Below are 22,612 nucleotides of genomic sequence, written 5' to 3'. Positions count from 1 at the left end.
GCCCCGGCTGGCCGCCGGCGCCCGCGCCGACCGTGCCGGAGCCGCCGGGCGCCGGGGGCACGCTGGTCGGCGCGGCGAATGCCACGCCGACGCCCACCCCGCCCGGCGGTACGACCTGGCGGCGGGCCCGGTGGGTGGTGCTCGGCGCGGTGCTCGCCCTGGCCGGGGTCGCCACCGCGGCCACGCTCTACCTGCTGCGGGACCGCTACCCGGACCTGGAGTTCGGAACGCTGCGCGAGCTGTCGAGGGTGCCGGCCGGCGCCGAGCGGCCCGGCGGCATGTGGACAGCGGTGCTCGGCGACCGGGCCTACCTCGGGTACCCGCTGCCGGACGACCGGCTGGAGGTGATCGCCGTCGACACCGGCACCGGCGACGAGCTGTGGCGCCGGCAGACCGGTGTCACCGCCGACGACTGGGCCGGCCTGGTGGCCGTACCGGGGGCGGTCGCGGTCCTCGCCGACGCGCCGGGCGACAGCACGCCGCGTGAACTGGCCGTCCTGGACGCCCGCTCCGGCGCCCAGCGCTGGCACCGGGCGGTCCGCGGTGACGACGACGTCTACTTCTCCGACGACACCGCAGTGCTGGTGGACCGGGCCGCCGGGCGACTGGTCGGCCTGAAGCTGGGCGACGGCACCGACAAGTGGAACAGGCCCAACCCGCGTGACCAGTACGGCGGCGCGCGTACCGTCGTCCGGCCGGTGGGCACCGACGAGGCGGCGGGTGGGCCGGCGTACCTCGACGGCGGCGCCCGCGACCCGTGGACGGGCAAGGGGCGACGGCTCGTGCAGATCGGGGCGGACCGGTCGGCGCGGCTGCTCGACATGTCCTCCGGCTCGGTGCTGCGCGAGTGGGGCAACGTCGCCGACCTCGACGACCTGGTGGTGGCGCACGAGGACCGCCTGTACGTGGCCCCAACCGACGGCGGGTACCAGGTGCTGGCGTACGACCTGGGTTCCGACGCGGCGCCGGTGGTCCTCTACCGGGCCGGGAACGCGGAGTACCGGCCGAAGGCGCTGGTGGCCTGCGGCGAGCGGCGGGCCTGCCTGGTGCAGGTGCGCAACAGCGAGGCCGAGCGCACCGAGGTGGTCGCGGCGACCGAGGGGAAGCCGGCGATCTCCTGGTCGGCGCCGGGCGCGACAGGTCTGGTCCCGGTCGGCGAGCAGGTGCTGACCCAACGGGAGTACCCGAAGGCGACAGTCACCCTCTTCGACGCCGCCGGCAAGGCGGTGCTGACCGACCGACCCGGCGTGGCGGCCCGACTGGACGCCGGCAACCTGCTCGTCTTCGCCGAGCCGACCAGCACGGTGGCGGACAACCGCAGCGTGGCCGGCGTGTGGGCCGAGTCGGGCGACGTCGACGAGTTGGGCCAGCTCGTCGACGTGCGCAGCGCGTCCTGCTCGTGGAACACCCGGGTGATCGCGTGCGGGGCGGACAAGGACTTCGTGCTGTACCGGTTCACCGACGACTGACCGCCCGCGGGACGGCGGTCAGGCGCGGACGATGTCGGTGCCGTCGACCCGTACGGGGATCTCGGTGAGCCCCCGGCTGGCGGGCCCGCCCAGGCGGGAGCCGTCGCCGACCGCGAACGTGGAGTTGTGCGCCGGGCAGGTGATCACTCCGTCGCGCGGTGCGCCGACCCGTACGCCCTGGTGGGGGCAGGTCGCGTCGTACGCGGTGAAGGTGCCGGCCTCGGCCTGGACGACCAGGACCCCGTCGACGACAGTGCCGCCGCCGACCGGCACGTCGCCGGTGCGGGCCAGGACGGTGCCCGGGGCGGCAGCCGCCCGGTCGGCCGAGCTGTCGCCGGCACCGCAGGCGCTCAGCAGCCCCGCCGCGCCGAGTGCGCCGGCTCCGGTCAGCAGCGTCCGCCTGCTCAGGCACCAGCGCTTGTCGCGGAGGAACTCCTGTCCGTCGTACACCCTCGTCACCTCTCTCGTCGGCGGCCCGGACGCCCGGGCGGCGTCGCCGGTGGTCGGCGGCGGTGTGGCCGGGCGGGTCCGATGGTCGCGGGCCCAGCCTGCCGCACGCGCCTGAACGTGCGGTGGGACGAACCTGGATGGTGACTGGGTGCACAGCGGGCCGTCGACGACGGCCCTTAGGATGCTCCGGTGATTCTTCGGGGTACGGTCCGCGCCGATCGTCCGCTGGTGGTGCTCGCGGTGGGGGAGGAGGCCCGCTACCTGCCGCCCGACCTGCCGGTGCTGCTCACCGGCATGGGCAAGGTCAACGCCGCCAGCGCGGTCGCGGCGATGCTGGCCGCGGGCCCGCGTCCCAGCCTGCTGCTCAATCTGGGCACGGCCGGGGCGCTGCGCCAGGGGTGGGCGGGCATCCACGAGGTCGCCACCGTGCTGCAACACGACCTGGACACCGACCTGCTGCGCACGCTCACCGGCGAGACCTACGGGGCGCCGCTGGCCCTGGCCGCCGAGGGGGCGGTGCTGGCCACCGGCGACACGTTCGTGGCCGACGACGACGCGCGGGACCGGTTGGCCCAGCGTGCCGACCTGGTCGACATGGAGGGGTACGCGGTGGCCTGGGCCGCCGCCCAGGCCGGTGTGCCCTGCCGGCTGATCAAGCAGGTCAGCGACGAGGCGGGCGACGGCGCTGCCCGCACGTGGCGGGAGTCGGTGGACGCCTGCGCCCGGGACCTCGCCGACTGGGCCGGTCGGCACCTCGCCTGACCGACGAGGGTCGTCCGGCCCGGCGGGTCATCGTGGTCGGAGCCCGCGCGTGGTTTCCCGGTCGCCGGCACCGGGGATCAGGACGTGCCCGGCCAGCGCGAGGGCCACGATCGCGGTGACCAGCACCGGTGGCCAGCCGCCGGCCCAGGGCAGCAGCAACAGGGGCAGCAGTTGCGTCGCCACTCGCCGCCACGGCACGTGTGAGGACAGCAGGTAGGTGAACAGCGCGCGGCCGAGCACGAACACCAGCGGTCCGCCGATGATCAGCATCAGCCACCGTGCCGGGGTCGGTCCGGTCGGCCGGTCGACGACCAGGTCGAAGGAGGCCGCCGTGACGGCCACGCCGACCAGCAGCACCAGATGGGTGTACGGAGCGATCCGGGTGGACCTGCCGGGCACCGACGCGGCAGCGGTCTCGAGCAACTCGCCGGCTCGGAAGACGTAGATCTGCCAGAGCAGCAGCATGATGGCGAACGCGCAGAGCAGCGAGGTGACCCGGAGGCGGTCGAATTCGCTGCGACTGACCTCCAGGGTGGGCACCAGGATGATGTCGCCGAGGGCCAGGATGACGAACTGCTGGTACCGCTCGCCCAGGTGTGCCGTGGTCCGGTTGTACTGGTCGAGCGGCACCCGGCCGAGCCGCGGTGTGGGATAGCGCGCCGCCGCGGAGAGCAGGTCGATCGCGATCGCGATGATCCAGATCCACCACCGCGCGGTTTCCGCCAGCGCGCCGATGATCCAGAGGACACCGGACACCAGGAACCAGAACAGGAACCGGGTGGCGCGCGCCATGGCCGCGTGGTGCTGCTGCCGGTACAACGTGCTGACCAGGACGATGCCGCGTACCACGTGGGTGCCGACGTAGGCGAGCGCGAAGACCATCGCCTGCCCGGTGGTGATCATCGGCAGCGATGCCGCCATCCCCACCGAGCCGACCATGGCGATCATCAGGATGGCCTGGATGGGGCGCTGCTGCGGGTCGTAGAACTCGGTGGTGGTGGTGGTGACCGACCAGGTCCACCAGATGGCCGTCAGCATCAGCAACGCCGCGCCGCTGTGGGCCCAGGACTCCTGGTCGGCGAGGAGCTTCGAGGTCTGCGCGAGCGCGGCCACGAAGACCACGTCGAAGAGCAGTTCCAGCAGCGTGGCCCGGGTCGACCCGTCCAGCCGGCGTACCAGCGCCCCGGTGCCTCCGGTGGTCATGCCCGGCCTCCCGCCGTGTCTTCGAGGATTATCGGCGGCCTTGGCGCGGGTCGTCCCGGGATCGGCGATTCCCACCGGTCGGGGAAGAGGACGACCGGAGGTTGCCTCGGCGTCGGACGCCGGGCGATGCTTTACCGCATCCATCAATCTCGATCTCTTCGGAGGTTCGGATGCGCCGCTCCCCGTTGGTCGCCCTCGTCCTGACCGTCCTGCTGCTCGTCGCGCCCGGCGCGGCGCAGGCTGCCGTCCCCGACCGGGCCGCCGCGCCCGCCGCCGACCCGGCCGCCCTGCTGACCGGGGTACGCACCGCGGGCACCGCCTGGGGCCTCGACCCCGCAACCGGCCGGATGACAGTCACCGTCGACGACACCGTGGCCCCCGGCGAGCTGACCGTGCTGCGGGCGGTGGCCGACCGGGCCGGTGCGCTGCTGCGCCACGAGCCCGGAACGCTGCGTCCCCTGATCGCCGGTGGGCAGGGCATCTACGGCGGCGGCGCGCGCTGCTCGCTCGGCGCGAACGCGCGCAGCGGCAGCACCTACTACGTGATCACCGCCGGCCACTGCACCACCGCCGCCGCCACCTGGTACGCCGACAGCGCGCAGACCACGGTCCTCGGCACCCGTACCGCCACCAGCTATCCCGGCGACGACTACGGGCTGATCCGCTACACCGGCCGGATCGCCCACCCGAGCGCCGTCTACACCTATCCCGGGCTGCTCACCATCAACGGCCCCGGCACCGCGTACGTCGGTCAGGCGGTGTGCCGCAGCGGCGTCACGACCGGGGTCCGCTGCGGCAGCGTCACCGGCCTCAACCAGACCGTCAACTACGCCACCGGCGTGATCTACGGCCTGATCCGCACGAACATCTGCGCCGAGGCGGGGGACAGCGGCGGCCCGCTGTACGTGGCGTCCACCGGCACCATCCTCGGCATCCTCTCCGGGGGCAGCGGCAACTGCACCTCCGGCGGCACCACCTACTACCAGCCCATCGCCGAGGTGCTGGCCGCGTACGGGCTGACCCTGCCCTGACCTGCGTTGCGCTCAGCGCAACGGGTTGCTCGGCTGGCACAACGCGCCTAGGCTCGGCGGCGCCCCGGACCCTTCCCCGAGGACGTGTGCCGCCATGTCGAGCAAGCCCCGACCCGACCCCGCTGCCGCCCCGGCCGGCTCCCCGCCGGCCGAGGTCGTCACGGTGGGGGAGACCATGGTCGTGCTGTGCCCACCGCCGGGCGAGCCGCTGGAGCACGCCGGGCGGGTCGCCGTCTCGGTCGGCGGCGCGGAGTCCAACGTGGCCGGTTACCTGGCCCGCCTCGACCACCGGACGACCTGGGTGAGCCGCGTCGGCGACGACCCCTTCGGCCGAGCCGTCGTCCGACACGTCGCCGACGCCGGCGTCCGCGTCGACCTGGTGGGTGTGGACCCGGCCGCCCCGACCGGCCTCTACCTCAAGGATCCGGGCCCGACGAGCACCGCCGTGCACTACTACCGGGCGGGCTCGGCCGCGTCCCGGATGGACGCGAGCGCGCTGGCCGACCCACGGCTGGCCGGCGCGCGGGTGCTGCACCTGTCCGGGATCACCCCGGCGCTCTCCGCCTCCTCCCGGGCGCTGGTCGAGCACGCGGTGACCGACCGGCCGCTGCCGGGCGCGCTGGTCAGCTTCGACGTCAACCACCGGGCGCGGCTCTGGCCCGCCGAGCGGGCCGCGCCGGTGCTGCGTGACCTCGCCGACCGCAGCGACCTGGTCTTCGTCGGCCAGGACGAGGCGTACGCCCTCTGGGGCGCCGCCGACGCCGCCGCGGTACGCCGGCTGCTGCCCGGCCCACGGACGGTGGTCGTCAAGGACGGCGCGGTGTGCGCCACCGCCCTGTCCCGCGACGCCGCACCGGTGATCGTCGCGGCGCCCCGCGTGTCGGTGGTGGAACCGGTCGGCGCCGGAGACGCGTTCGCCGCCGGCTACCTGGCCGGGCTGCTGCGCCACCTCGACCCGGAGCGGCGCCTGCGCCTCGGCCACCTCGTCGCCGCGCAGGCGCTGGGCAGTGCCGGCGACAACGCGCCGTTGCCACAGTGGTCCTGGTTTCAGCGGCTGCTCGACGGCCCCTGGTCACCACCCGACCTGACCCGCGTGCCGGCGGAGGGCTGAGGTGTCCGAGGGCGTCGACCGGGCGATGCGCGTGCTCGAACTGCTGGCGCGCGAGCCCGCGCAGCTCGGTGGTGTGGCCGCCGACCTGGGCGTGCACAAGTCCACCGCGCTGCGACTGTTGCAGACCCTCGAGTCGGGCGGCTTCGCCCGCCGCACCGACGGCGGCTGGACTGTGGGCCTGCGACTGATCGACCTCGCGCAGCAGGCACTGGACTCCCTGGACGTACGCGCGGTGGCGCGTCCCCACCTGGCGGCGCTCGGCCGGGACTGCGGGCACACCATCCACCTGGCACAGCTGGTCGACGACGACCTCGTCTACGTGGACAAGATCGAGGCCCGTGGTCAGGTGCGGATGTACTCCCGGATCGGCCGCACCGCGCCCCTGCACGCCAGCGGGGTCGGCAAGGTGGTCCTCGCCTATCGCCCGCAGCTGACCCGGCTGGTCGAGGGCGCCGCGCTGCGGGTGTACACCCCGGCCACCATCTGCGACCCGGCCGCCCTGCGCGCGGAGCTGGCGGCCGTCGCCGAGCAGGGCTGGGCCGCCGACGACGGCGAGTTCGAGCCACTGATCACCTGTGTGGCCGCGCCGGTGCGCCAGGCCGACGGATCGGTCAGCGCGGCGGTGTCGGTGACCGCCCCGACGGTGGTGGCCACCCTCGCCGACCTGCGCCGCCTGCTACCCCGACTGCTGGCCACCACCCAGCAGATCTCCCGTGACCTCGGATGGAGTGGACCATGACCACAGCGGACTTCGCGCACATCTTCGGCGGTGCCCGGGTGATGGCGATCCTGCGCGGCCTGCCGGTCGCCGAGACCGTCCGGCTCGCCGAGCGCGCCTGGGACCTCGGCATCCTCGTGGTGGAGGTGCCGGTGGCCACCCCGGACGCGGTGCCCGCCCTGCGCGCCGCCGTCGAGGCGGGCGCGGCGCGGGGCCGGATCGTCGGCGCCGGCACCGTGCTCGACGCCGAGCAGGTCGCGGCGGCGGCCGACGCGGGCGCAGGCTTCACCGTCGCGCCCGGTCTGGACCTCACGGTCGCCGACGCCGCCGCCGCCCGGGGCCTGCCGCACCTGCCCGGCGTGGCCACCCCCACCGAGGCGCAGCAGGCGCTGCGGCACGGCCTGACCTGGCTCAAGGCGTTCCCCGCGATCTCCCTCGGGCCGGCCTGGTTCCGGGCTATGGCCGGCCCCCTGCCGCAGCTGCGCTTCGTCGCCACGGGCGGCCTGGACGCGGGCAACGCCGCCGCGTTCCTCGACGCGGGCGTACGCGTGGCAGCCGTCGGATCAGCCCTGGCAGACCCGACCCAGCTGGACCAACTGGCCAAACTGACCACCCACCACCCCTGACCCCACCCCTCTCCCTGCGCCGATCTTGCACTTTCTGTCCCCACGAAAGCCGTGAATCGGGATAGATCGACGACAGTAAGTGCAAGATCGGCGGGGAGGGGACGGGGGGAGGGGCGCGGAGGGGGTGGCGGGGTTGCGTCATGGCGTCAACGCGCCTGGGGGCGGCGGGGTACGGGGGGTGGGCGTTGCCGTGATGCTGTGCTGCGTACCGCTCCTCGACACAAAGAGGTCATCGTGGCTCTGTCTTCCAGGCGCCGCCGATCCGGGCTGATCGCCCTCGGTGCCGCCCTCACACTGGCCGCCGGGTTCACCCCACCCGGCACGGGGGCGTCGGCCGCCCCGCCGAACAACCCGGCCCGCCCCGTCGGCCAGCCGCCGGCAGCGCCGGGCCGGGCGTCCACCGTCACCCTGATCACCGGCGACATCGTCACCGTCACGACCGCGGCCGACGGCAGCACCGTCTCGACCGTCCGCCGGCCGGACGGCAGCACGCCGACCTTCCACCGTACGGTGCTCGACGGCGACACCTACGTCTACCCGGACGCCGCGCTGCCGTACGTCACGGGCGGTCTGCTGGACCGCAAACTGTTCAACGTCACCGACCTCATCGCCGACGGGTACGACGACGCGCACTCGGACGCGTTGCCGCTGATCGTGACGCTCACCGACGCCGCGGCCCGCGCCCGCACCCGGCCCACCGTGGACGGTGCCGAGCTGGTCCGGCCGCTGGACAGTGTGCGGGGCGCCGCGCTGACCCGCCCGCGTGGCACCGCCGAGAAGTTCTGGGGCGCGCTCACCACCGGCACGGCCCGCCGCGCCGGTGCCGCCCCGACGCTCGCGGGCGGCATCGCCAAGGTCTGGCTGGACGGCCGGGTGCACGCCGACCTCGCCGAGTCCACCGCGCAGATCGGTGCGCCGGCCGTCTGGGCCGGGGGCAACACCGCCGCCGGTGTCGACGTCGCGGTGCTCGACTCCGGCGCGGACGCCGAGCACCCGGACCTGGCCGGGCAGATCACCGCGTCGAGCAGCTTCGTGCCCGAGGAGCCCGACATCCTCGACTACAAGGGACACGGGACGCACGTCGCGTCGACGATCGCCGGGACCGGCGCCGCGTCCGGTGGTGTCGAGCGGGGCGTCGCTCCCGGCGCCCGGCTGCACGTCGGCAAGGTGCTCAACAGCGAGGGCAGCGGGCAGGACTCGTGGATCATCGCCGGCATGGAGTGGGCCGCCCGTGAGCAGAAGGCCCGGGTCGTCAGCATGAGCCTGGGCGGTGAGGCCACCGACGGCAGCGACCCGATGAGCCAGGCGGTCGACCGCCTCAGCGCCGAGACCGGCGCGCTCTTCGTGATCGCCGCCGGCAACAGCGGCCCGGCGAGCATCGGCAGCCCGGGCGCGGCGAACTCCGCGCTCACCGTGGGCGCCGTCGACTCCACCGACCACCTCGCCGACTTCTCCAGCCAGGGTCCGCGCGCCGGTGACGGTGGGCTCAAGCCCGAGATCACCGCGCCCGGCGTGGACATCCTGGCCGCCCGCTCCCACCAGGTACGCGGGTCCGGGGACTACACGCTGATGAGCGGCACGTCGATGGCGACGCCGCACGTGGCGGGCACGGCCGCGCTGGTCGCCGCCGCACACCCCGACTGGACCGGTCAGCGCATCAAGGAGGCGCTGGTCAGCACCGTCAAGGCCACCCCGGACTACACCCCGTACCAGGCCGGCGCGGGCCGGGTGGACGCGGTCGCCGCCGTGCACGCCACCGTCTTCGCCACGCCGAGCGCCTACTCCGGCTTCCAGGCGTGGCCGCAGCAGCCCGGCGGGACTGTCGACCGGACGGTCACCTACACCAACACCGCCAGCACGCCGATCACGCTGACGTTGTCCGTCGACGCGCCGACCGCGCCGGCCGGCCTCTTCGCCCTGTCGGCCGACACGGTCACCGTGCCCGCCGCCGGCACCGCGACGGTGACGCTCACCGCGGCGTACGACCGGCTGCCGGTCGAGAAGCAGGTCAGTGGCGCGATCATCGCCACCGACGGTGCCGGTACGGTGCGCGGTCGCACCCTGATCGGGGCGGGCAAGGAGGGCCAGCGGCAGAACCTGACGCTTGTCGCGAAGGACCGGGACGGCAAGCCGCTCGCCGGCAAGGTCATCCTCACCACCGACGGCCTGTTCACCGCCGTTGACCTGCCCGAGAGCGGCACCGCGACGCTGCGGCTGCCGGTGGCGAACTGGTCCGGTTGGCTCACCACCGACGTGCGCGGTGTGCACGGGCCGCGCTCCAAGGGCATGGCGATGCTCGGCTTCACCGACGTCAACCTGAACACCGACCGCACCGTCACCCTGGACGCGCGGGCCGCCCGCCAGGTGCGCGCCGAGGTGCCGCAGGAGGCCACCGCCACCGCGCTGCGGATGGACATCCACCGGTCCACCGCGAACGGCCTCACCGAGAGCCAGGTGCTGCCCGACGACTCGTACGACAGCATGTGGGCGCTGCCGACGGGCCGCGCCGTCACCGACGGCGAGTTCGAGTTCGGCGCCCGGTGGCGGCTGGAACAGCCGGCGCTGACCGTGGCGGCCGGCGGCCGGTCGTACGACGATCTGCTGGTCAAGCGGGCGACCCCCGCACTGCCGGCGGGTCGCCGCCAGATGGACGCGGTGTACGTCGCCGACGCGTCGGCGGCCGGGCTGGCGAAGCACCCCGTCCGGGACCGGGCGGTGGTTGTCCGGCGCAGCGACACCGTGGACATCGCCGCCCGGGCGCAGGCCGCCGCGGCGGCCGGGGCGACGCTGCTGCTGGTGGTCAACGACGGCGTCGGCCGGCTCCAACCGTGGGACGAGGCGGCGTGGAGCCCGGAGAGCCCGGCCCCGGTGACCGTGGCGACGCTCGGCGCCGACGAGGGCGACCAGCTCATCGCGGCGCTGGGGCGCGGCCCGGTGCGGCTGACCGTCGACTCGCACCCGGAGACGACCTACCTGTACGACGTGGCGCACCACTGGAGCGGCGCGGCGCCGGCCGACCCCACCTACCGGCCGACGAAGCGGCAACTGGCCCGGGTCGACGTGGAGTTCCGCAACTACCGGCAGGGCAAGGCGCTGGAGTTCCGCACCGACGTCTGGCGGGGTTGGGCGTCGAGCAACCAGGAGCCCGCTCCGGCGCAGGGCCGGCGGACCGACTGGGTGAGCGCCGACCAGCGGTGGGTCGACGACGCGTTCATCGCCGGTGAGACCGGCCAGCACCTGATGGCGGTGGCCACCTACCCGGCGGACCGGTCGAGTCGGGTCGAGTGGTTCGGGCCGATCCAGCGGCCCCGGATGGGCGGGGGTTACGTGCCGGTCCGGTACCTGGACACCGTCTACCTGCCCGCGCCCGGCTGGGGCGACGGTGGTGGGCACATCGGTGAGGCGTACGCCAACTTCGACATGGTCAACCGGACCACCCTCTACCAGGGCGACAAGGAGCTGAACTGGGGTAACGCCGAGTACCTGCAGGTGGGCGGTCTGCCCGCGCAGCGGCTGCCGTACCGGTTGGTGGTGGAGAACGACAGGGCGGCGTGGACCAACCCGTACTCCCGGCAGACCCGCACCGAGTGGGGCTTTCGCTCGGCGGCCACCGGCGCGGAGTCCTCGGAGGTGCTGCCGATGATCCAGCTGGACTACCAGGTGGCCATCGACCGCGACGGTACGGCGTCGCGGCGGGTGCCGCTCACCGTGGTCGCCTCCCACCTGCCCGGGGTGTCGGGCACGGTGGGTCCGGTGACCGTCGAGGTGTCCTACGACGACGGCAGGACCTGGCAGAAGCCGCGGCTCACCCGCCACGGCGACGGTTGGCGTACCACCCTGGACGCCCCGGCGAAGGCCCGCTTCGTGAGCCTGCGGACCAGCGCGCGGGACACGGCCGGCAACACCGTGAGCCAGAGCATCACCCGGGCGTTCGGTCTGCGGTGAGGGCGGCTGGCCGCCGGTCGGGGTGCCGCACGCATCCCGGTCGGCGGCCGGCGTCGTCGCGGGCTCAGTCGGCGGTGTGGCTCAGTCGGCGGCGGTGTGGCTCAGCCGGTGCCCTCCGGGCGGTCGAGGAAGTGCAGCCGCGCCTGCTTCTCGGGCAGGTCGATCACCGGGCCGGCCCGGAACCCGCTGCGCAGGAGCCGCCGCAGCATCCGGTCGTTGCGGACGTCCGGTTCCATCACGACCCGCAGTCGGGTCGGGTCGGTGAAGACGAACTCCAGGATCGCGCCGAACAACGCGCCGGTGAAACCCCGCTCGACGCTTCCCGGGGGCCCGACGAGCAGGTGGACGCCGATGTCTCCGGGGCGCACCTCGTAGCACCCGCCGACCGGATCGGCTCCCGGCTCGTACGTCTGCACCAGCGCCGCCGGCACGCCGTCGCGGTGCGCCAGGTACGCGTGATGCGTGGTGAGCGAATCCAGGTACGCGTAGATCTCCCGCACCCGCTCGCGGCTGGCCTCGCGCATTCCCCAGAACCGGGCCCGCTCGGTCGTGACCCAGCCGTGCAGCAGGTCGGCGTCCTCGTCCGGGCGCACCGGGCGGATGGTGACCACCCCGAACCCGGGGACGTCGCGCCGGTGGTGCTGACCGTCAGTGCTCATCGGTCTCCTCGGTGAGGCGGTCCCAGTCCGTGGTGACCGGCAGCAGTTCGCCGGCCAGCCACGCGGGCTGCTGGTCGTCGTGGTGCGGATCGCCGGGCACGCCGCTGGCGCCCAGCGGGACCACCCAGCGGCTGTCCTGGCGGCGGGCCAGGTCCCAGACGAACCGCGCGGCCGGCCCCCGGAAGCACGCGTGGGTGACCCCGGGCACGCTGGAGGTGGCCAGCACGCAGTCGTGGTCGCCGTCGAGGCGGGGACCGGGTGTCGCGTCCGGGTCGGGCAGCGCCCGCCAGGCCGCCAGCCGGTGCAGGTCACCCCAGGGCACCGGGCCGGCCGCCGCGGCGGCGACCTCCTCGGCCGCCGCGCGTACCTCCGCCGCCGGGTCCACGCCGGGCAGCGACCTGCCGGCGAGCAGGTGCTCCAGCGCGTAGCCGACCCGCGGCGTCAGCGCCAACCAGGGCGCGAACACCTCGGGGTACGCGGGCGGCTCGGCCAGCGTGGCCAGGGCCGGGTGGGCGGCGATCCGCCGGACGACAGCGGCCCGCAGGAGGGCGAACTCCGCCGCGTCGGTGCTGTCGGCGCTCATCCGGCGGTCCCAGCGCAGCAGCCGGTCGCGCAGCGCGGCGGCGGCGGGGCCGAGCCCTCCCAGCCCGTCGAGCACCGCGAGCAGCGGTCCGGCCGACCCGAGGTGCGTGTCGGTGTGCACGGCGGGCATCTGCGCGGCCGTCCAGTCCCGGCCCGCGTCGAGCAGCTCGGTGATCCGGCGCGCGCGGTGCCCGGCGGCGAACTCGACGCCGAGCGGCGCCGCCAGCCCCCGCTCGTTGGCCATCACCGCCCGGCCGGTCACCTCGGCGCGGGGCATCGGCGCGTGCCAGCCGCGCCAGGCGTACGCGGCCTCCCAGGCCGGGACCACCCGGCGGCAGTTGTCCGGGTGCCGCAGCGGCACCACCCCGGCGACCCGGTGCAGCAGCCCGCCGGCGGTGTCCGCCGCCTGCACCACGTTGACCGGCTCCACCCAGTGCCGCAGGGCGTTGTCCACATCGGACACGGTGCGGGCACGCAGGAGCTCCGGTAGCGCTGCGAACCCCAGCTCGCCGCGCACCCGGGGCGGGTAGCGCAGGCTCACCGCCGTCTCGTCGTCCGGCCCGCCGGCGATCACCGGCCCCCGGTCGGTCTCCACCACCTCCACCTGGACCGGGTCCGCGCCGGCCACCTCGATCGTCTCGACGTGGACGTGCGCCTCGCGCCAGCCGTCCGGGCCGAACGCCTGCACCCCGGTGTCGTGCCGGCGCAGCCGCTCGGCGTAGACGTCCTGGTAGTCGGCCATGGCGTTCGTGATCGCCCACGCCACCGCCTGGGTGTGGCCGAAGTGCGCGATGCCCGGGACGCCGGGCACGGCCAGGCCGACCACGTCGTACTCCGGGCAGGCCAGCCGGATCTGCTGGTAGACGCCCGGGTCCTCCAGAATCCGGTGTGGGTCGCCGGCGAGCAGCGCGGCGCCGGTGGCGGTGCGGGAACCGGCGAGCAGCCAGCCGTTGCTGCCGGCGACGGCCGGCCCGTCGGTGGCGAACACCTCGACCGCCGCCGGGCCGAGGCACCGTGCGACGTGCTCGCGCCAGAGCTTGCCGGGGAACCCCGCGAACAGGATGTGGTGCCCCAGCCACACCGCGAGCGGCGTCCACGGTTCCCACCGGCCCGGGGTCAGCCCGGTGGCGGCGAACTCCGGCGCGCGGGCCGCCCCGGCGGCGAGGCCGGCGTTCACCCCGTCCACGTACGCGCCCACCCACTCGGCGGTCGCCGCGTCCAGGTTGGCGTGGCAGCGGCGGGCGGTGTCGTCAAGCCGGACCTGGCGGGCGAACCGGTCCCAGGCGAGCGCGTCGACGCCGAGGAAGGCCGCGCTGGTGCCCGCCGACCGGTGCCGCTCCACCTCGATCTGCCACGCCCGGTCGTACGCGGTCACCCGACCCTGTGCCGTCGCGAGGGCGAGCGGGTCGTCGGCGCGTACGTGCGGCACGCCCCACCTGTCGCGAAAGAGCCGCGTGCTCATGCCGGCTCGGTCGCGCGTCGACGGGCTGCGGGGACGACAAGCGGGGTGCCCGTCTCCGGGTCGTCGATGACCCGGCAGGGCAGCCCGAACACGTCGGCCACCAGATCGGCGGTGACCACCTCGCGGGGATCGCCGGCGGCCACCACCCGCCCGTCACGCATCGCGATGAGGTGGGTGGCGTACCGGGCGGCGTGGTTGAGGTCGTGCAGCACCGCGACCAGCGTACGGCCCTGCTCCTCGTGCAGCCGGGCGCACAGGTCCAGGATCTCGATCTGGTGGGCGATGTCGAGGTACGTGGTCGGCTCGTCGAGCAGCAGCAGTGGTGTCTGCTGGGCCAGTGCCATGGCGATCCAGACGCGCTGGCGTTGGCCGCCGGACAGCTCGTCCACCGGCCGGTCGGCGAGGTCGGCGACCCCGGTGGCGGCCATCGACTCGTCGACGATCCGTTCGTCCTCGCGCGACCACTGCCGCAGCAGACCCTGGTGGGGGTAGCGGCCCCGGGCGACCAGTTCGGCGACGCCGATCCCGTCCGGCGCGATCGACGACTGCGGCAGCAGGCCGAGGGTGCGGGCGACAGTGCGGGCGGGCTGGTCGTGGATGTCCCGACCGTCCAGCAGCACCGCGCCGGCGCTCGGGCGCAGCATCCGCGACAGCGCGCGCAGCAGCGTCGACTTGCCGCACGCGTTCGGTCCGATGATCACCGTGAACGACCGGTCGGGCACCGCCACGGTCAGATCCTCGGAGATGGTGCGCCGGTCGTAGGCGAGAGTCAGCGCGGTGCCGCCGAGGCGGGATGTCATGGGGGCTCCTTCGAAAGGGGTGTTCACAGCCGGCCCGCCCGGCGTTCGACGGCCAACAGCCAGACCAGGTAGCCGCCGCCGAGCACTCCGGTCACCACGCCGACCGGCAGTTGGTGTCCGCTGAACGCGCGTTGGGCCAGCAGGTCGGCGCCGACCAGCAGGGCCGAGCCGACCGCCATCGAGGGCAGCAGGTTCGGGCCGGGCGCCCGGGTCAGCCGCTTGGCCACGTGCGGCGCGACGAGCGCCACGAACGACACCGGGCCGGCGGCCGCCGCCGCGAACGAGACCAGCAGCACTGCCGCGGCGAGCAGCACCAGGCGCAGCCGGCGGACCGGCACGCCGAGCGCGTTGGCCGTGTCGTCGCCCAGCTCCATCATCCGTAGCGCCGGGGCGCAGGCGACGAGCAGCAGCGGCGCCAGCACTGCGGTGACGGCGAGCAGCGGCCCGGCGTTGGCCCAGCCCCGCCCGTCCAGGCTGCCGGTGAGCCAGAGCACCGCGCGGGCGGCGTCCATCAGCGGGGCCCGGGTCAGCAGGTAGCCGTTGACGCCGGTGAGGATCGCGGCGACGCCGATGCCGACCAGGACGAGCCGGTAGCCGTGCACGCCGCGTCGCCAGGCGAGCGCGTAGATCAGCAGGCCGGTGGCGAGCCCGCCGACGACCGCGGCGCCGGCCAGGGCCAGGCTGCCGCCGCCCAGGACGACCACCACCAGCGCGCCGGTCGACGCGCCCTGGGTGAAACCGAGGATGTCCGGGCTGCCCAGCGGGTTGCGGACCAGCGACTGGAAGACCGTGCCGCCCAGCGCCAGCGCGGCGCCGACCAGCAGGGCGGTGACCAGCCGGGGCAGGCGCAGCTCGGTCACGATGAACTGCTCCGCCGCGCTGCCGCCGCCGGTCAGGGTGCGCAGCACGTCGGTCGGGCCCATCGGATAGTCGCCGCTGCCTATCGCGACCAGACCGAGGCCGGCGGCGAGCACCGCCGCGCCGACGCCGACGGCCAGGGCGCGGGGGCGGAACCGGACCGACAACCCACCGGGGGTACGGATCACGGTCACGTCACCGCTCCACTTCGCCGCGCGGGACTGCTGGTGCGCGCGCTCACGGGTGCGCCACCCGTCCCCGGGTGACCAGCCACAGAAAGAGCGGGCCGCCCAGCACTGCGGTGACCATGCCGACCTGGAGTTCGCCGGGGCGGCCGAGCACCCGGCCCAGCACGTCGGCGCCGAGCAGCAGCACCGGCGCGAGCACCGCGCAGTACGGCAGCAGCCAGCGCAGGTCGGGCCCGGTCAGCGCGCGTACCAGGTGGGGCACCAGCAGGCCGACGAAGACGATCGGGCCGCAGGCCGCGGTCGCCGCGCCGCAGAGCAGGGTGACCGCGACGATCACTGCGGCCCGGATCAGGGCCGGTCGGGCGCCCAGGGCCCGGGCCGCGTCGTCGCCGAGCGCGAGGGCGTTCAGCGGACGGGCCGCGCCGAGCGCGACGAGCAGGCCGACCAGGATGAACGGCGCCACCCGGGTCACGGTCGCGGAGTCCGCGCTGGCCAGCGAACCGACCGTCCAGAACCGCAGCCGGTCCAGCGAGGCGGTGTCCAGCAGCATGACCGCGCTCACGAACGAGTACAGGGTGGCGTTGAGCGCCGCGCCGGCCAGCGCGAGGCGGGCCGGGGTGGCGCCGCGCCCGCCGCCCACGGCGTAGACCAGCGCGGTGACCACTGCGGCGCCGAGCAGCGCGAACCAGACGTACCCGCCGATGGCGGTGACGCCCAGGAAGGCGGCGGTGGCCACGGCGGCGGACGCGCCCGCGTTGATACCGAGCAGCCCGGGGTCGGCGAGGGGGTTGCGGGTGAGGGCCTGCATCACGGCGCCGGCCACTCCGAGCGCCGTGCCGGCGAGCAGCCCGAGCAGGGTGCGGGGCAGGCGCATCCGGTGCACCACCGCGTACTCGGCGGCGTCGCGGTGCAGCAACCCGGACCAGACGTCGGCGAGCGGCAACGACTTCGCGCCGACCGCGATGCTGAGCACCAGGATCACGCCGAGCAGCGCGACGGCGCCGAGCAGGCCGGCGGCGCGGGCCGCCCGGTGTCGCTTGGGGTGAGGAGCCGTCGACCGGTCCGGCACGGAGGGTGCCGGTGCGGTGACGGTGGGTGTGGCGTCCAGTGTGGGCTCCGGAGGTGTGGCGACACGGCGAACCGCTGTTGACAACAAGCGAGGTTAGGCTAACCTAACCCCGCTGTCCCGGTCGACCCCGACCTTCCCTTGATCGAAAGACGACACCATGCCCGATGCACTCTCCGCCCGTCGCCTCTCTCGTCGTGGCCTGCTGGCCGCCGGCGGTGCCGCCACGCTGGCCGCGCTGCTCGCCGGCTGCGGCAAGGATGACGCCGCCAAGCCCGCTGGCAACAGCAACGCTGGCGGCCCCTGGTCGTTCACCGACGACCGCAACAAGAAGATCGAGGCGGCGGCCCGCCCGACGCGCGTGGTGGCCTTCACGGGAGTGGCGGCAGCACTGGTCGACTTCGGTCTCGACAAGCAGCTTGTCGGGGTGTTCGGGGAGACCAAGCGGGCCGACGGCACCGCCGACCCGCAGGCCGGCGACCTGAACATCGAGGGTGTCGAGATCCTCGGCAACGTGTGGGGTGAGTTCAGCCTGGAGAAGTACGCGGCCCTGCGCCCCGACCTGCTCGTCACCCACATGTACGACCCGGACGCCCTCTGGTACGTGCCGGACGAGAGCAAGGACAAGATCCTGCCGCTCGCGCCCAGCGTGGCGGTCACCACCGCCCGGGTGCCGATGACCAAGCCCATCGAGCGGTACGCCGCCCTGGCGCAGTCGCTCGGCGCCGACCTCTCGGCCAAGAAGGTCACCGACGCGAAGACCCGCTTCGACGCCGCCGCCGACGCCGTCCGCCAGGCCGTCAAGGCCAACCCGGGCATCAAGGTGATGGCCTGCTCCGGCAGCCCCGACCTGTTCTACGTCTCCAACCCCAAGATCAGCACCGACCTCATGTACTTCGCCGAGCTGGGCGTCGACATCGTGGTCCCCACCAAGCTCGAGGCCGGCGACTACTTCGAGGCGCTCAGCTGGGAGAACGCCGGCAAGTTCCCCGCCGACCTGATCCTGCTGGACAACCGCAGCACCGCCCTGCAACCCAAGGACCTCACCGCCAAGCCGACCTGGCAGCAGCTGGCCGCCGTACGGGCCAACCAGGTGACCCAGTGGGACGCGGTGCCCCGCTTCTCGTACGCCGGCGCCGCGCCGCTGCTGGAGAACCTCGCCACCGCCATCCGGAACGCGAAGAAGGTCAGCTGACGCCATGAGTACCAGCACCGTCGAACCCGTCGCCCTGCAGTACCGCTTCTTCGCCGCGCACGTCGTGCGGGCCCGACAGGTCGGCGCCTCGCTGATCCGGGTCACCTTCGGCGGCGCGGAGCTGACCGGCTTCGCCGGCGGCGGCCGGGACCAGAGCGTCTCGCTGTTCCTGCCGCAACCCGGGCAGGACGCCCCGGTCGTCCCGGTCGAGCGGGGCGAGGACTGGTTCGGCGCGTGGCGGGCCCTCCCGCCGGACGTCCGGGCGGTCATGCGCTCGTACACCATCCGGGAGCACCGCCCGGCGGCCGGCGAGGTGGACATCGACTTCGTCGGCCACGGCGGCACCGGTCCCGCCTCCCGGTGGGCCAGCCTGGCGGGGTTCGGTGACCGGGTGCTGCTGCTCGGCCCGGCGGTGTACGACAACCGCAGCGTCTGCTTCCGCCCGCCGGACGACACCGACCTCGTGGTGCTGGCGGCCGACGAGACCGCGTTGCCGGCCACCGCCGGGATCCTGGCCTGGCTGCCCGCCGGCACCCGGGTGCGTGCCTGGATCGAGGTCCCGGACGCCGCGGACATCACCGACCTGCCCACCGAGGCCGCCGCGGAGATCCGCTGGATCGTGCGCGGCAGCACCGCACCCGGCAGTGACCTGCTGGTCAGCGCGCTGCGCGCCGCGCGGCTGCCCGCCGGCACCCCGTACGCCTGGATCGCCGGCGAGTCCGGCGCGGTGCGGGCGCTGCGCCGGCACCTGGTCGGCGAGCGCGGCTTCGACCGTCGACGGGTGACCTTCGCCGGCTACTGGCGGCGCGGGCGGTCCGAGGAGGACCTGCGCGCCGAGGCGCTGGCCGGCGCCACCGCCTGAGTAGCGACTCACCACACACGCAGCACGGCCCCCGGCGCGGACGCGCCGGGGGAGGGTTCCGGCTGCCCATCGTCGAGAACGTGGAGGACATCTTCGTGACCGTGCCGACGTACCCCGTCGAGACCGACCCGCCCGTGCCGGCCGGGGCGCAAGCCGCCGCACCACCGGTGCCGACCGGCGCGCTGCCCGCGGCCCGGGCGCAGCTGCTGCACGACGGCTCGGTCGAGCAGTACCGGCGGGCGATCGCCGACGGCGTCGACCGCGTCGCCCGCCGGGTCGCCACCGTGGACCGGCCCGTCACCGGCATCGCTCCGGCCGAGCTGGCCTCCCTCGTGAGCACCGTCGACCTGGACCAGCCCCTGGGCGACGCCGGCGCGGCCCTGGACGAGCTGGAGGACGTCTACCTGCGCGACGCCGTCTGGTTCCACCACCCGCGCTACCTGGCCCACCTCAACTGCCCGGTGGTCATCCCGGCACTGCTCGGCGAGGCGGTGCTGAGCGCGGTGAACTCCTCCCTGGACACCTGGGACCAGAGCGCCGGCGCCACGCTCATCGAACGTCGACTGATCGACTGGACCGCCGCCCGGGTCGGCCTCGGCCCGGACGCCGACGGCGTGTTCACCAGCGGGGGCAGCCAGTCCAACCTCCAGGCGCTGCTGCTGGCCCGGGAGGAGGCGTGCGCCGGCGCGACCACCCCGGCGGCCCGCACGGAGCTGCTGCCCCGACTGCGTGTGCTCACGTCCGCCGCCGGGCACTTCAGCGTGCAGAAGTCGGCCAAGCTCCTCGGCCTCGCCCCGGACGCGGTGATCGCGGTGCCCACCGACGCGCAGCGGAGGATCCAGCCCGCCGCCGTCCACGACGAGATCGCCCGGTGCCGGCAGGCCGGGCTGGTGGTGATGGCAGTCGTCGGCACCGCCGGCACCACCGACTTCGGCTCCATCGACCCCCTGGCCGAGCTGGCCGGGATCTGTTCGGCGGCCGGCGTCTGGCTGCACGTCGACGCCGCGTACGGCTGCGGGTTGCTCGTCTCGTCGACGCGCCGGCACCTGCTCGACGGCATCGAGCGGGCCGACTCGGTGACCGTCGACTACCACAAGTCGTTCTTCCAGCCCGTCAGCTCCAGCGCCCTGCTGGTCCGCGACCGGCGGGCGCTGCGGCACGCCACGTACCACGCCGACTACCTCAACCCGGCGCGGATGGTGCAGCAGCAGATCCCCAACCAGGTCGACAAGAGCCTGCAGACCACCCGGCGGTTCGACGCGCTCAAGCTCTGGCTGACCCTGCGGGTGATGGGCCCGGACGCGCTCGGCGCGCTCTTCGACGAGGTGGTCGACACCGCGGCCGTGGCGTGGCAGCTCGTCAGCGAGGACCCGCGTTTCGAGGTGGAGACCCCCTCGCAGTTGAGCACCGTGGTCTTCCGCTACCTGCCCACCGGCCCGGGCCGCGAGCTGGCCGACGCCGCCAACCTGTACGCCCGGGAGGCGCTGGCCGCCTCCGGCCTCGCCGTGGTCGCCGGCACCCGGGTGGACGGCCGGCACTTCCTCAAGTTCACGCTGCTCAACCCGGCCACGACAGTCGACGACGTCGGCCAGGTGCTCGAACTGATCGCCGGCCACGCCACCCGGTACGTGCGCGACACCCTCGCCGCCGACCTGACCTGCCCCGTCGGCTGACCCCTAACCCGCGCCTGGAGAAGAAGATGTCCACCCACGACTTCGTCGCCATCGGGCTCGGCCCGTACAACCTGGGCCTGGCCTGCCTCACCGCGCCGATCGACGAGCTGGACGGGGTGTTCCTGGAGGCCCGTCCGAGCCTCGCCTGGCACCCGGGCATGCTGCTGGAGTCGGCCCGGTTGCAGACCCCGTTCATCGCCGACCTGGTCAGCCTCGCCGACCCGACCTCGCCGTACTCGTTCCTCAACTACCTCAAGGAGATCGGCCGGCTCTACCCGTTCTACATCCGGGAGAGCTTCTACCCGCTGCGCAGCGAGTACGACGCGTACTGCCGGTGGGCGGCGGCGAAGCTGCCGAACCTGCGCTTCGGTCAGACGGTGACCACAGTGGAGTACGACAGCGCCGACGAGCGGTACGTGGTGCGGGCCACCACCGGCGGGTCCGAGACCGTCACCTACCGCGCCCGGCACCTGGTGCTCGGCACCGGCACTCCGCCGCACCTGCCGGCCGCCGTCGCCGGGCTGAGCGGGGACGCCGTGCACAACTCGCGCTACCTGGAGCACCGGGACGCGCTGCGTACCAAGCGCAGCATCACCGTGGTGGGCAGCGGGCAGAGCGCCGCCGAGATCTACCACGACCTGCTCGGCGACCTCGACCGGTACGGCTACCAGCTGAACTGGGTCACCCGCTCGCCCCGCTTCTTCCCACTCGAATACACCAAGCTGACGCTGGAGATGACCTCACCGGACTACGTGGACTACTTCCACGCGCTGCCCGAGGCGACCCGCTACCGGCTGGAGGCCGAGCAGAAGGGCCTGTTCAAGGGGATCAACGCCGACCTGATCAACGACATCTTCGACCTGCTCTACGCGCACAGCGTCGACGGGCCGGCGCGCACCCGGCTGCTGACCAACACCGAACTGGTCGACGCCGCCCACCGCGACGGGGAGTACACGCTCGGGCTGCGGCACGTGGAGCAGGAGCGGGACTTCACCCTGCGCACCGAGGGGCTCGTGCTGGCCACCGGCTACCACTACCGGGTGCCGAAGTTCCTGGCCCCGGTGCGCGAGCGGATCCGCTGGGACGCGCACGGCCGCTTCGACGTGGCCCGCAACTACAGCATCGACCACAGCGGGCGGGGCATCTTCCTGCAGAACGCGGGCACCCACACGCACAGCATCACCTCACCGGATCTGGGCATGGGCGCGTACCGCAACTCCTGGATCATCCGCGAGCTGCTCGGCCGGGAGCACTACCCGATCGAGAAGAGCATCACCTTCCAGGAATTCGGGGTGATCTCGTGAGCGTGGTCTTCACCCGCGTCGACGACCGGCTCGGCGCGTTCGCCCTGCGTACCCTCGATCCGGAGGCCGACGCCCCGCTGCTGCACGGCTGGGTGACCCACCCGAAGGCGGCGTTCTGGCTGATGCAGGACGCCGACGAGGCGCAGGTGATCGAGGAGTACCGGCGCATCGCCGCGCACCCGCACCACGACGCGTACCTCGGCCTGTGGCGGGGGAGCCCGGCCTTTCTGGCCGAGCGCTACGACCCGGCCCACGTCGAACTGGTCAGCCTCTACGACCACCAGCCCGGCGACGTGGGCATGCACTTCCTGTGCGCACCCGCCGGCGCTCCCGTGCACGGTTTCACCCGCGCCGTGATCCGCACCGTCATGGCGTGGCTCTTCGCCGACCCGGCGACCCGGCGGGTGGTGGTCGAGCCGGACGTCCGCAACACCGCAGTGCACGCCCTCAACGCCGCCGTCGGCTTCGAGGTGGTCGGCCCGATCGCCAAGCCGGAGAAGGACGCGCTGCTCAGCGTCTGCACCCGCGCCCGGTTCGAGGCCGCCGCCGGCCACGCCGGGCTCAACGCCGCCGCCGATCCTGCTGCCGCCACCCGAGAAGAAGGAGCCCCGGCGTGACCACCACCGCCGTCCCCACCCCGCCGACCGT

General features: G+C 74.2%; 19 protein-coding genes. 12 read left to right on the top strand and 7 right to left on the bottom strand.

Going from position 1 to position 22,612, the window contains the following annotated elements; all coding sequences use genetic code 11:
- Positions 1-1,469, top strand: a 1,469-nt coding sequence (locus AB0B97_RS26415) for a PQQ-binding-like beta-propeller repeat protein (protein ID WP_357497332.1), incomplete at its 5' end; no start/stop codon positions are given.
- A gap of 18 nt (positions 1,470-1,487) precedes the next feature.
- Here AB0B97_RS26415 and AB0B97_RS26410 read toward each other — a convergent pair.
- Positions 1,488-1,919 carry a Rieske (2Fe-2S) protein gene (locus AB0B97_RS26410; protein ID WP_357497330.1) on the bottom strand — a complete coding sequence of 144 codons (432 nt, stop codon included), beginning with the start codon at positions 1,917-1,919 and terminating at the stop codon, positions 1,488-1,490.
- Positions 1,920-2,108: 189 nt separating this feature from the next.
- Here AB0B97_RS26410 and AB0B97_RS26405 point away from each other — a divergent pair, with 189 nt between their 5' ends.
- The gene (locus tag AB0B97_RS26405) at positions 2,109-2,681 is read left to right on the top strand and encodes a nucleosidase (RefSeq protein WP_357497328.1); all 573 of its coding nucleotides are present in this window, start codon (positions 2,109-2,111) and stop codon (positions 2,679-2,681) included.
- Between the two features lie 27 nt (positions 2,682-2,708).
- Here the strand turns inward: AB0B97_RS26405 and AB0B97_RS26400 are convergent, their stop codons facing one another.
- Positions 2,709-3,884, bottom strand: coding sequence for a low temperature requirement protein A (locus AB0B97_RS26400; RefSeq protein WP_357497326.1), 1,176 nt, complete (start codon positions 3,882-3,884; stop codon positions 2,709-2,711).
- 170 nt (positions 3,885-4,054) lie between these two features.
- On the opposite strand from AB0B97_RS26400, the gene AB0B97_RS26395 reads away from it, so the two are divergent.
- From AB0B97_RS26395 to AB0B97_RS26375, 5 genes are all read left to right on the top strand, one after another.
- A complete protein-coding gene (locus AB0B97_RS26395; RefSeq protein WP_357497324.1) occupies positions 4,055-4,915 on the top strand; it encodes a S1 family peptidase in 861 nt (286 codons plus the stop codon).
- Between the two features lie 94 nt (positions 4,916-5,009).
- Positions 5,010-6,026, top strand: a complete 1,017-nt coding sequence (locus AB0B97_RS26390) for a sugar kinase (RefSeq protein ID WP_357497322.1) — start codon at positions 5,010-5,012, stop codon at positions 6,024-6,026.
- 1 nt (position 6,027) lies between these two features.
- On the top strand, positions 6,028-6,765 hold the full coding sequence (locus tag AB0B97_RS26385; protein ID WP_357497320.1) for an IclR family transcriptional regulator: 738 nt from the start codon (positions 6,028-6,030) through the stop codon (positions 6,763-6,765).
- Positions 6,762-7,370, top strand: a complete 609-nt coding sequence (locus AB0B97_RS26380; protein ID WP_357497318.1) for a bifunctional 4-hydroxy-2-oxoglutarate aldolase/2-dehydro-3-deoxy-phosphogluconate aldolase — start codon at positions 6,762-6,764, stop codon at positions 7,368-7,370. The genes AB0B97_RS26385 and AB0B97_RS26380 overlap by 4 nt, the downstream gene beginning before the upstream one ends.
- 234 nt (positions 7,371-7,604) lie before the next feature.
- Positions 7,605-11,315 (top strand): S8 family serine peptidase, encoded by a 3,711-nt coding sequence (locus tag AB0B97_RS26375; RefSeq protein ID WP_357497316.1) that lies wholly within the window; start codon positions 7,605-7,607, stop codon positions 11,313-11,315.
- A 101-nt stretch (positions 11,316-11,416) separates the two neighbouring features.
- Here the strand turns inward: AB0B97_RS26375 and AB0B97_RS26370 are convergent, their stop codons facing one another.
- Genes AB0B97_RS26370 through AB0B97_RS26350 form a run of 5 tightly spaced genes read right to left on the bottom strand, consistent with a single transcriptional unit; the run spans position 11,417 to position 17,017 of the window.
- The gene (locus AB0B97_RS26370) at positions 11,417-11,974 is read right to left on the bottom strand and encodes a GNAT family N-acetyltransferase (RefSeq protein ID WP_357497314.1); all 558 of its coding nucleotides are present in this window, start codon (positions 11,972-11,974) and stop codon (positions 11,417-11,419) included.
- Positions 11,964-14,018 carry a penicillin acylase family protein gene (locus tag AB0B97_RS26365; RefSeq protein ID WP_357497312.1) on the bottom strand — a complete coding sequence of 685 codons (2,055 nt, stop codon included), beginning with the start codon at positions 14,016-14,018 and terminating at the stop codon, positions 11,964-11,966. Before AB0B97_RS26365 ends, AB0B97_RS26370 begins: the two co-directional genes overlap by 11 nt.
- Positions 14,015-14,818, bottom strand: coding sequence for an ABC transporter ATP-binding protein (locus tag AB0B97_RS26360; RefSeq protein ID WP_357497310.1), 804 nt, complete (start codon positions 14,816-14,818; stop codon positions 14,015-14,017). The genes AB0B97_RS26365 and AB0B97_RS26360 overlap by 4 nt, the downstream gene beginning before the upstream one ends.
- 23 nt (positions 14,819-14,841) lie before the next feature.
- Positions 14,842-15,870, bottom strand: coding sequence for an iron chelate uptake ABC transporter family permease subunit (locus tag AB0B97_RS26355; protein ID WP_357497308.1), 1,029 nt, complete (start codon positions 15,868-15,870; stop codon positions 14,842-14,844).
- Positions 15,871-15,913: 43 nt separating this feature from the next.
- Complete coding sequence (locus tag AB0B97_RS26350; RefSeq protein ID WP_357497306.1) at positions 15,914-17,017, bottom strand: iron chelate uptake ABC transporter family permease subunit; 1,104 nt, start codon at positions 17,015-17,017, stop codon at positions 15,914-15,916.
- 73 nt (positions 17,018-17,090) lie between these two features.
- Between AB0B97_RS26350 and AB0B97_RS26345 the strand changes: the two genes are divergently transcribed.
- From AB0B97_RS26345 to AB0B97_RS26325, 5 genes are all read left to right on the top strand, one after another.
- Positions 17,091-18,125, top strand: a complete 1,035-nt coding sequence (locus AB0B97_RS26345; RefSeq protein WP_357497304.1) for an ABC transporter substrate-binding protein — start codon at positions 17,091-17,093, stop codon at positions 18,123-18,125.
- Between the two features lie 4 nt (positions 18,126-18,129).
- Positions 18,130-18,987, top strand: coding sequence for a siderophore-interacting protein (locus tag AB0B97_RS26340; RefSeq protein WP_357497302.1), 858 nt, complete (start codon positions 18,130-18,132; stop codon positions 18,985-18,987).
- A gap of 134 nt (positions 18,988-19,121) precedes the next feature.
- Entirely contained in the window at positions 19,122-20,660 is a 1,539-nt protein-coding gene (locus AB0B97_RS26335; RefSeq protein ID WP_357497360.1) for an aspartate aminotransferase family protein, read from the top strand.
- Between the two features lie 26 nt (positions 20,661-20,686).
- Positions 20,687-21,964 (top strand): SidA/IucD/PvdA family monooxygenase, encoded by a 1,278-nt coding sequence (locus AB0B97_RS26330; RefSeq protein WP_357497300.1) that lies wholly within the window; start codon positions 20,687-20,689, stop codon positions 21,962-21,964.
- Entirely contained in the window at positions 21,961-22,581 is a 621-nt protein-coding gene (locus AB0B97_RS26325; RefSeq protein WP_357497298.1) for a GNAT family N-acetyltransferase, read from the top strand. Before AB0B97_RS26330 ends, AB0B97_RS26325 begins: the two co-directional genes overlap by 4 nt.
- Positions 22,582-22,612: the final 31 nt, after the last annotated feature.

The organism is Micromonospora sp. NPDC049004 (genome assembly GCF_040649315.1).
GTDB lineage: Bacteria > Actinomycetota > Actinomycetes > Mycobacteriales > Micromonosporaceae > Micromonospora.
Note: the sequence above shows the minus strand (reverse complement) of the source record. Positions and strands in the feature narration are given on the sequence as shown.

What these genes read in the sequence shown, in the direction of transcription:
- AB0B97_RS26400 (WP_357497326.1), bottom strand. Translation starts at nt 3,884, where the DNA reads ATGACCACCGGAGGCACCGGGGCGCTGGTACGCCGGCTGGACGGGTCG.
- AB0B97_RS26395 (WP_357497324.1), top strand. Translation starts at nt 4,055, where the DNA reads ATGCGCCGCTCCCCGTTGGTCGCCCTCGTCCTGACCGTCCTGCTGCTC.
- AB0B97_RS26390 (WP_357497322.1), top strand. Translation starts at nt 5,010, where the DNA reads ATGTCGAGCAAGCCCCGACCCGACCCCGCTGCCGCCCCGGCCGGCTCC.
- AB0B97_RS26380 (WP_357497318.1), top strand. Translation starts at nt 6,762, where the DNA reads ATGACCACAGCGGACTTCGCGCACATCTTCGGCGGTGCCCGGGTGATG.
- AB0B97_RS26370 (WP_357497314.1), bottom strand. Translation starts at nt 11,974, where the DNA reads ATGAGCACTGACGGTCAGCACCACCGGCGCGACGTCCCCGGGTTCGGG.
- AB0B97_RS26365 (WP_357497312.1), bottom strand. Translation starts at nt 14,018, where the DNA reads ATGAGCACGCGGCTCTTTCGCGACAGGTGGGGCGTGCCGCACGTACGC.
- AB0B97_RS26360 (WP_357497310.1), bottom strand. Translation starts at nt 14,818, where the DNA reads ATGACATCCCGCCTCGGCGGCACCGCGCTGACTCTCGCCTACGACCGG.
- AB0B97_RS26345 (WP_357497304.1), top strand. Translation starts at nt 17,091, where the DNA reads ATGCCCGATGCACTCTCCGCCCGTCGCCTCTCTCGTCGTGGCCTGCTG.
- AB0B97_RS26340 (WP_357497302.1), top strand. Translation starts at nt 18,130, where the DNA reads ATGAGTACCAGCACCGTCGAACCCGTCGCCCTGCAGTACCGCTTCTTC.
- AB0B97_RS26330 (WP_357497300.1), top strand. Translation starts at nt 20,687, where the DNA reads ATGTCCACCCACGACTTCGTCGCCATCGGGCTCGGCCCGTACAACCTG.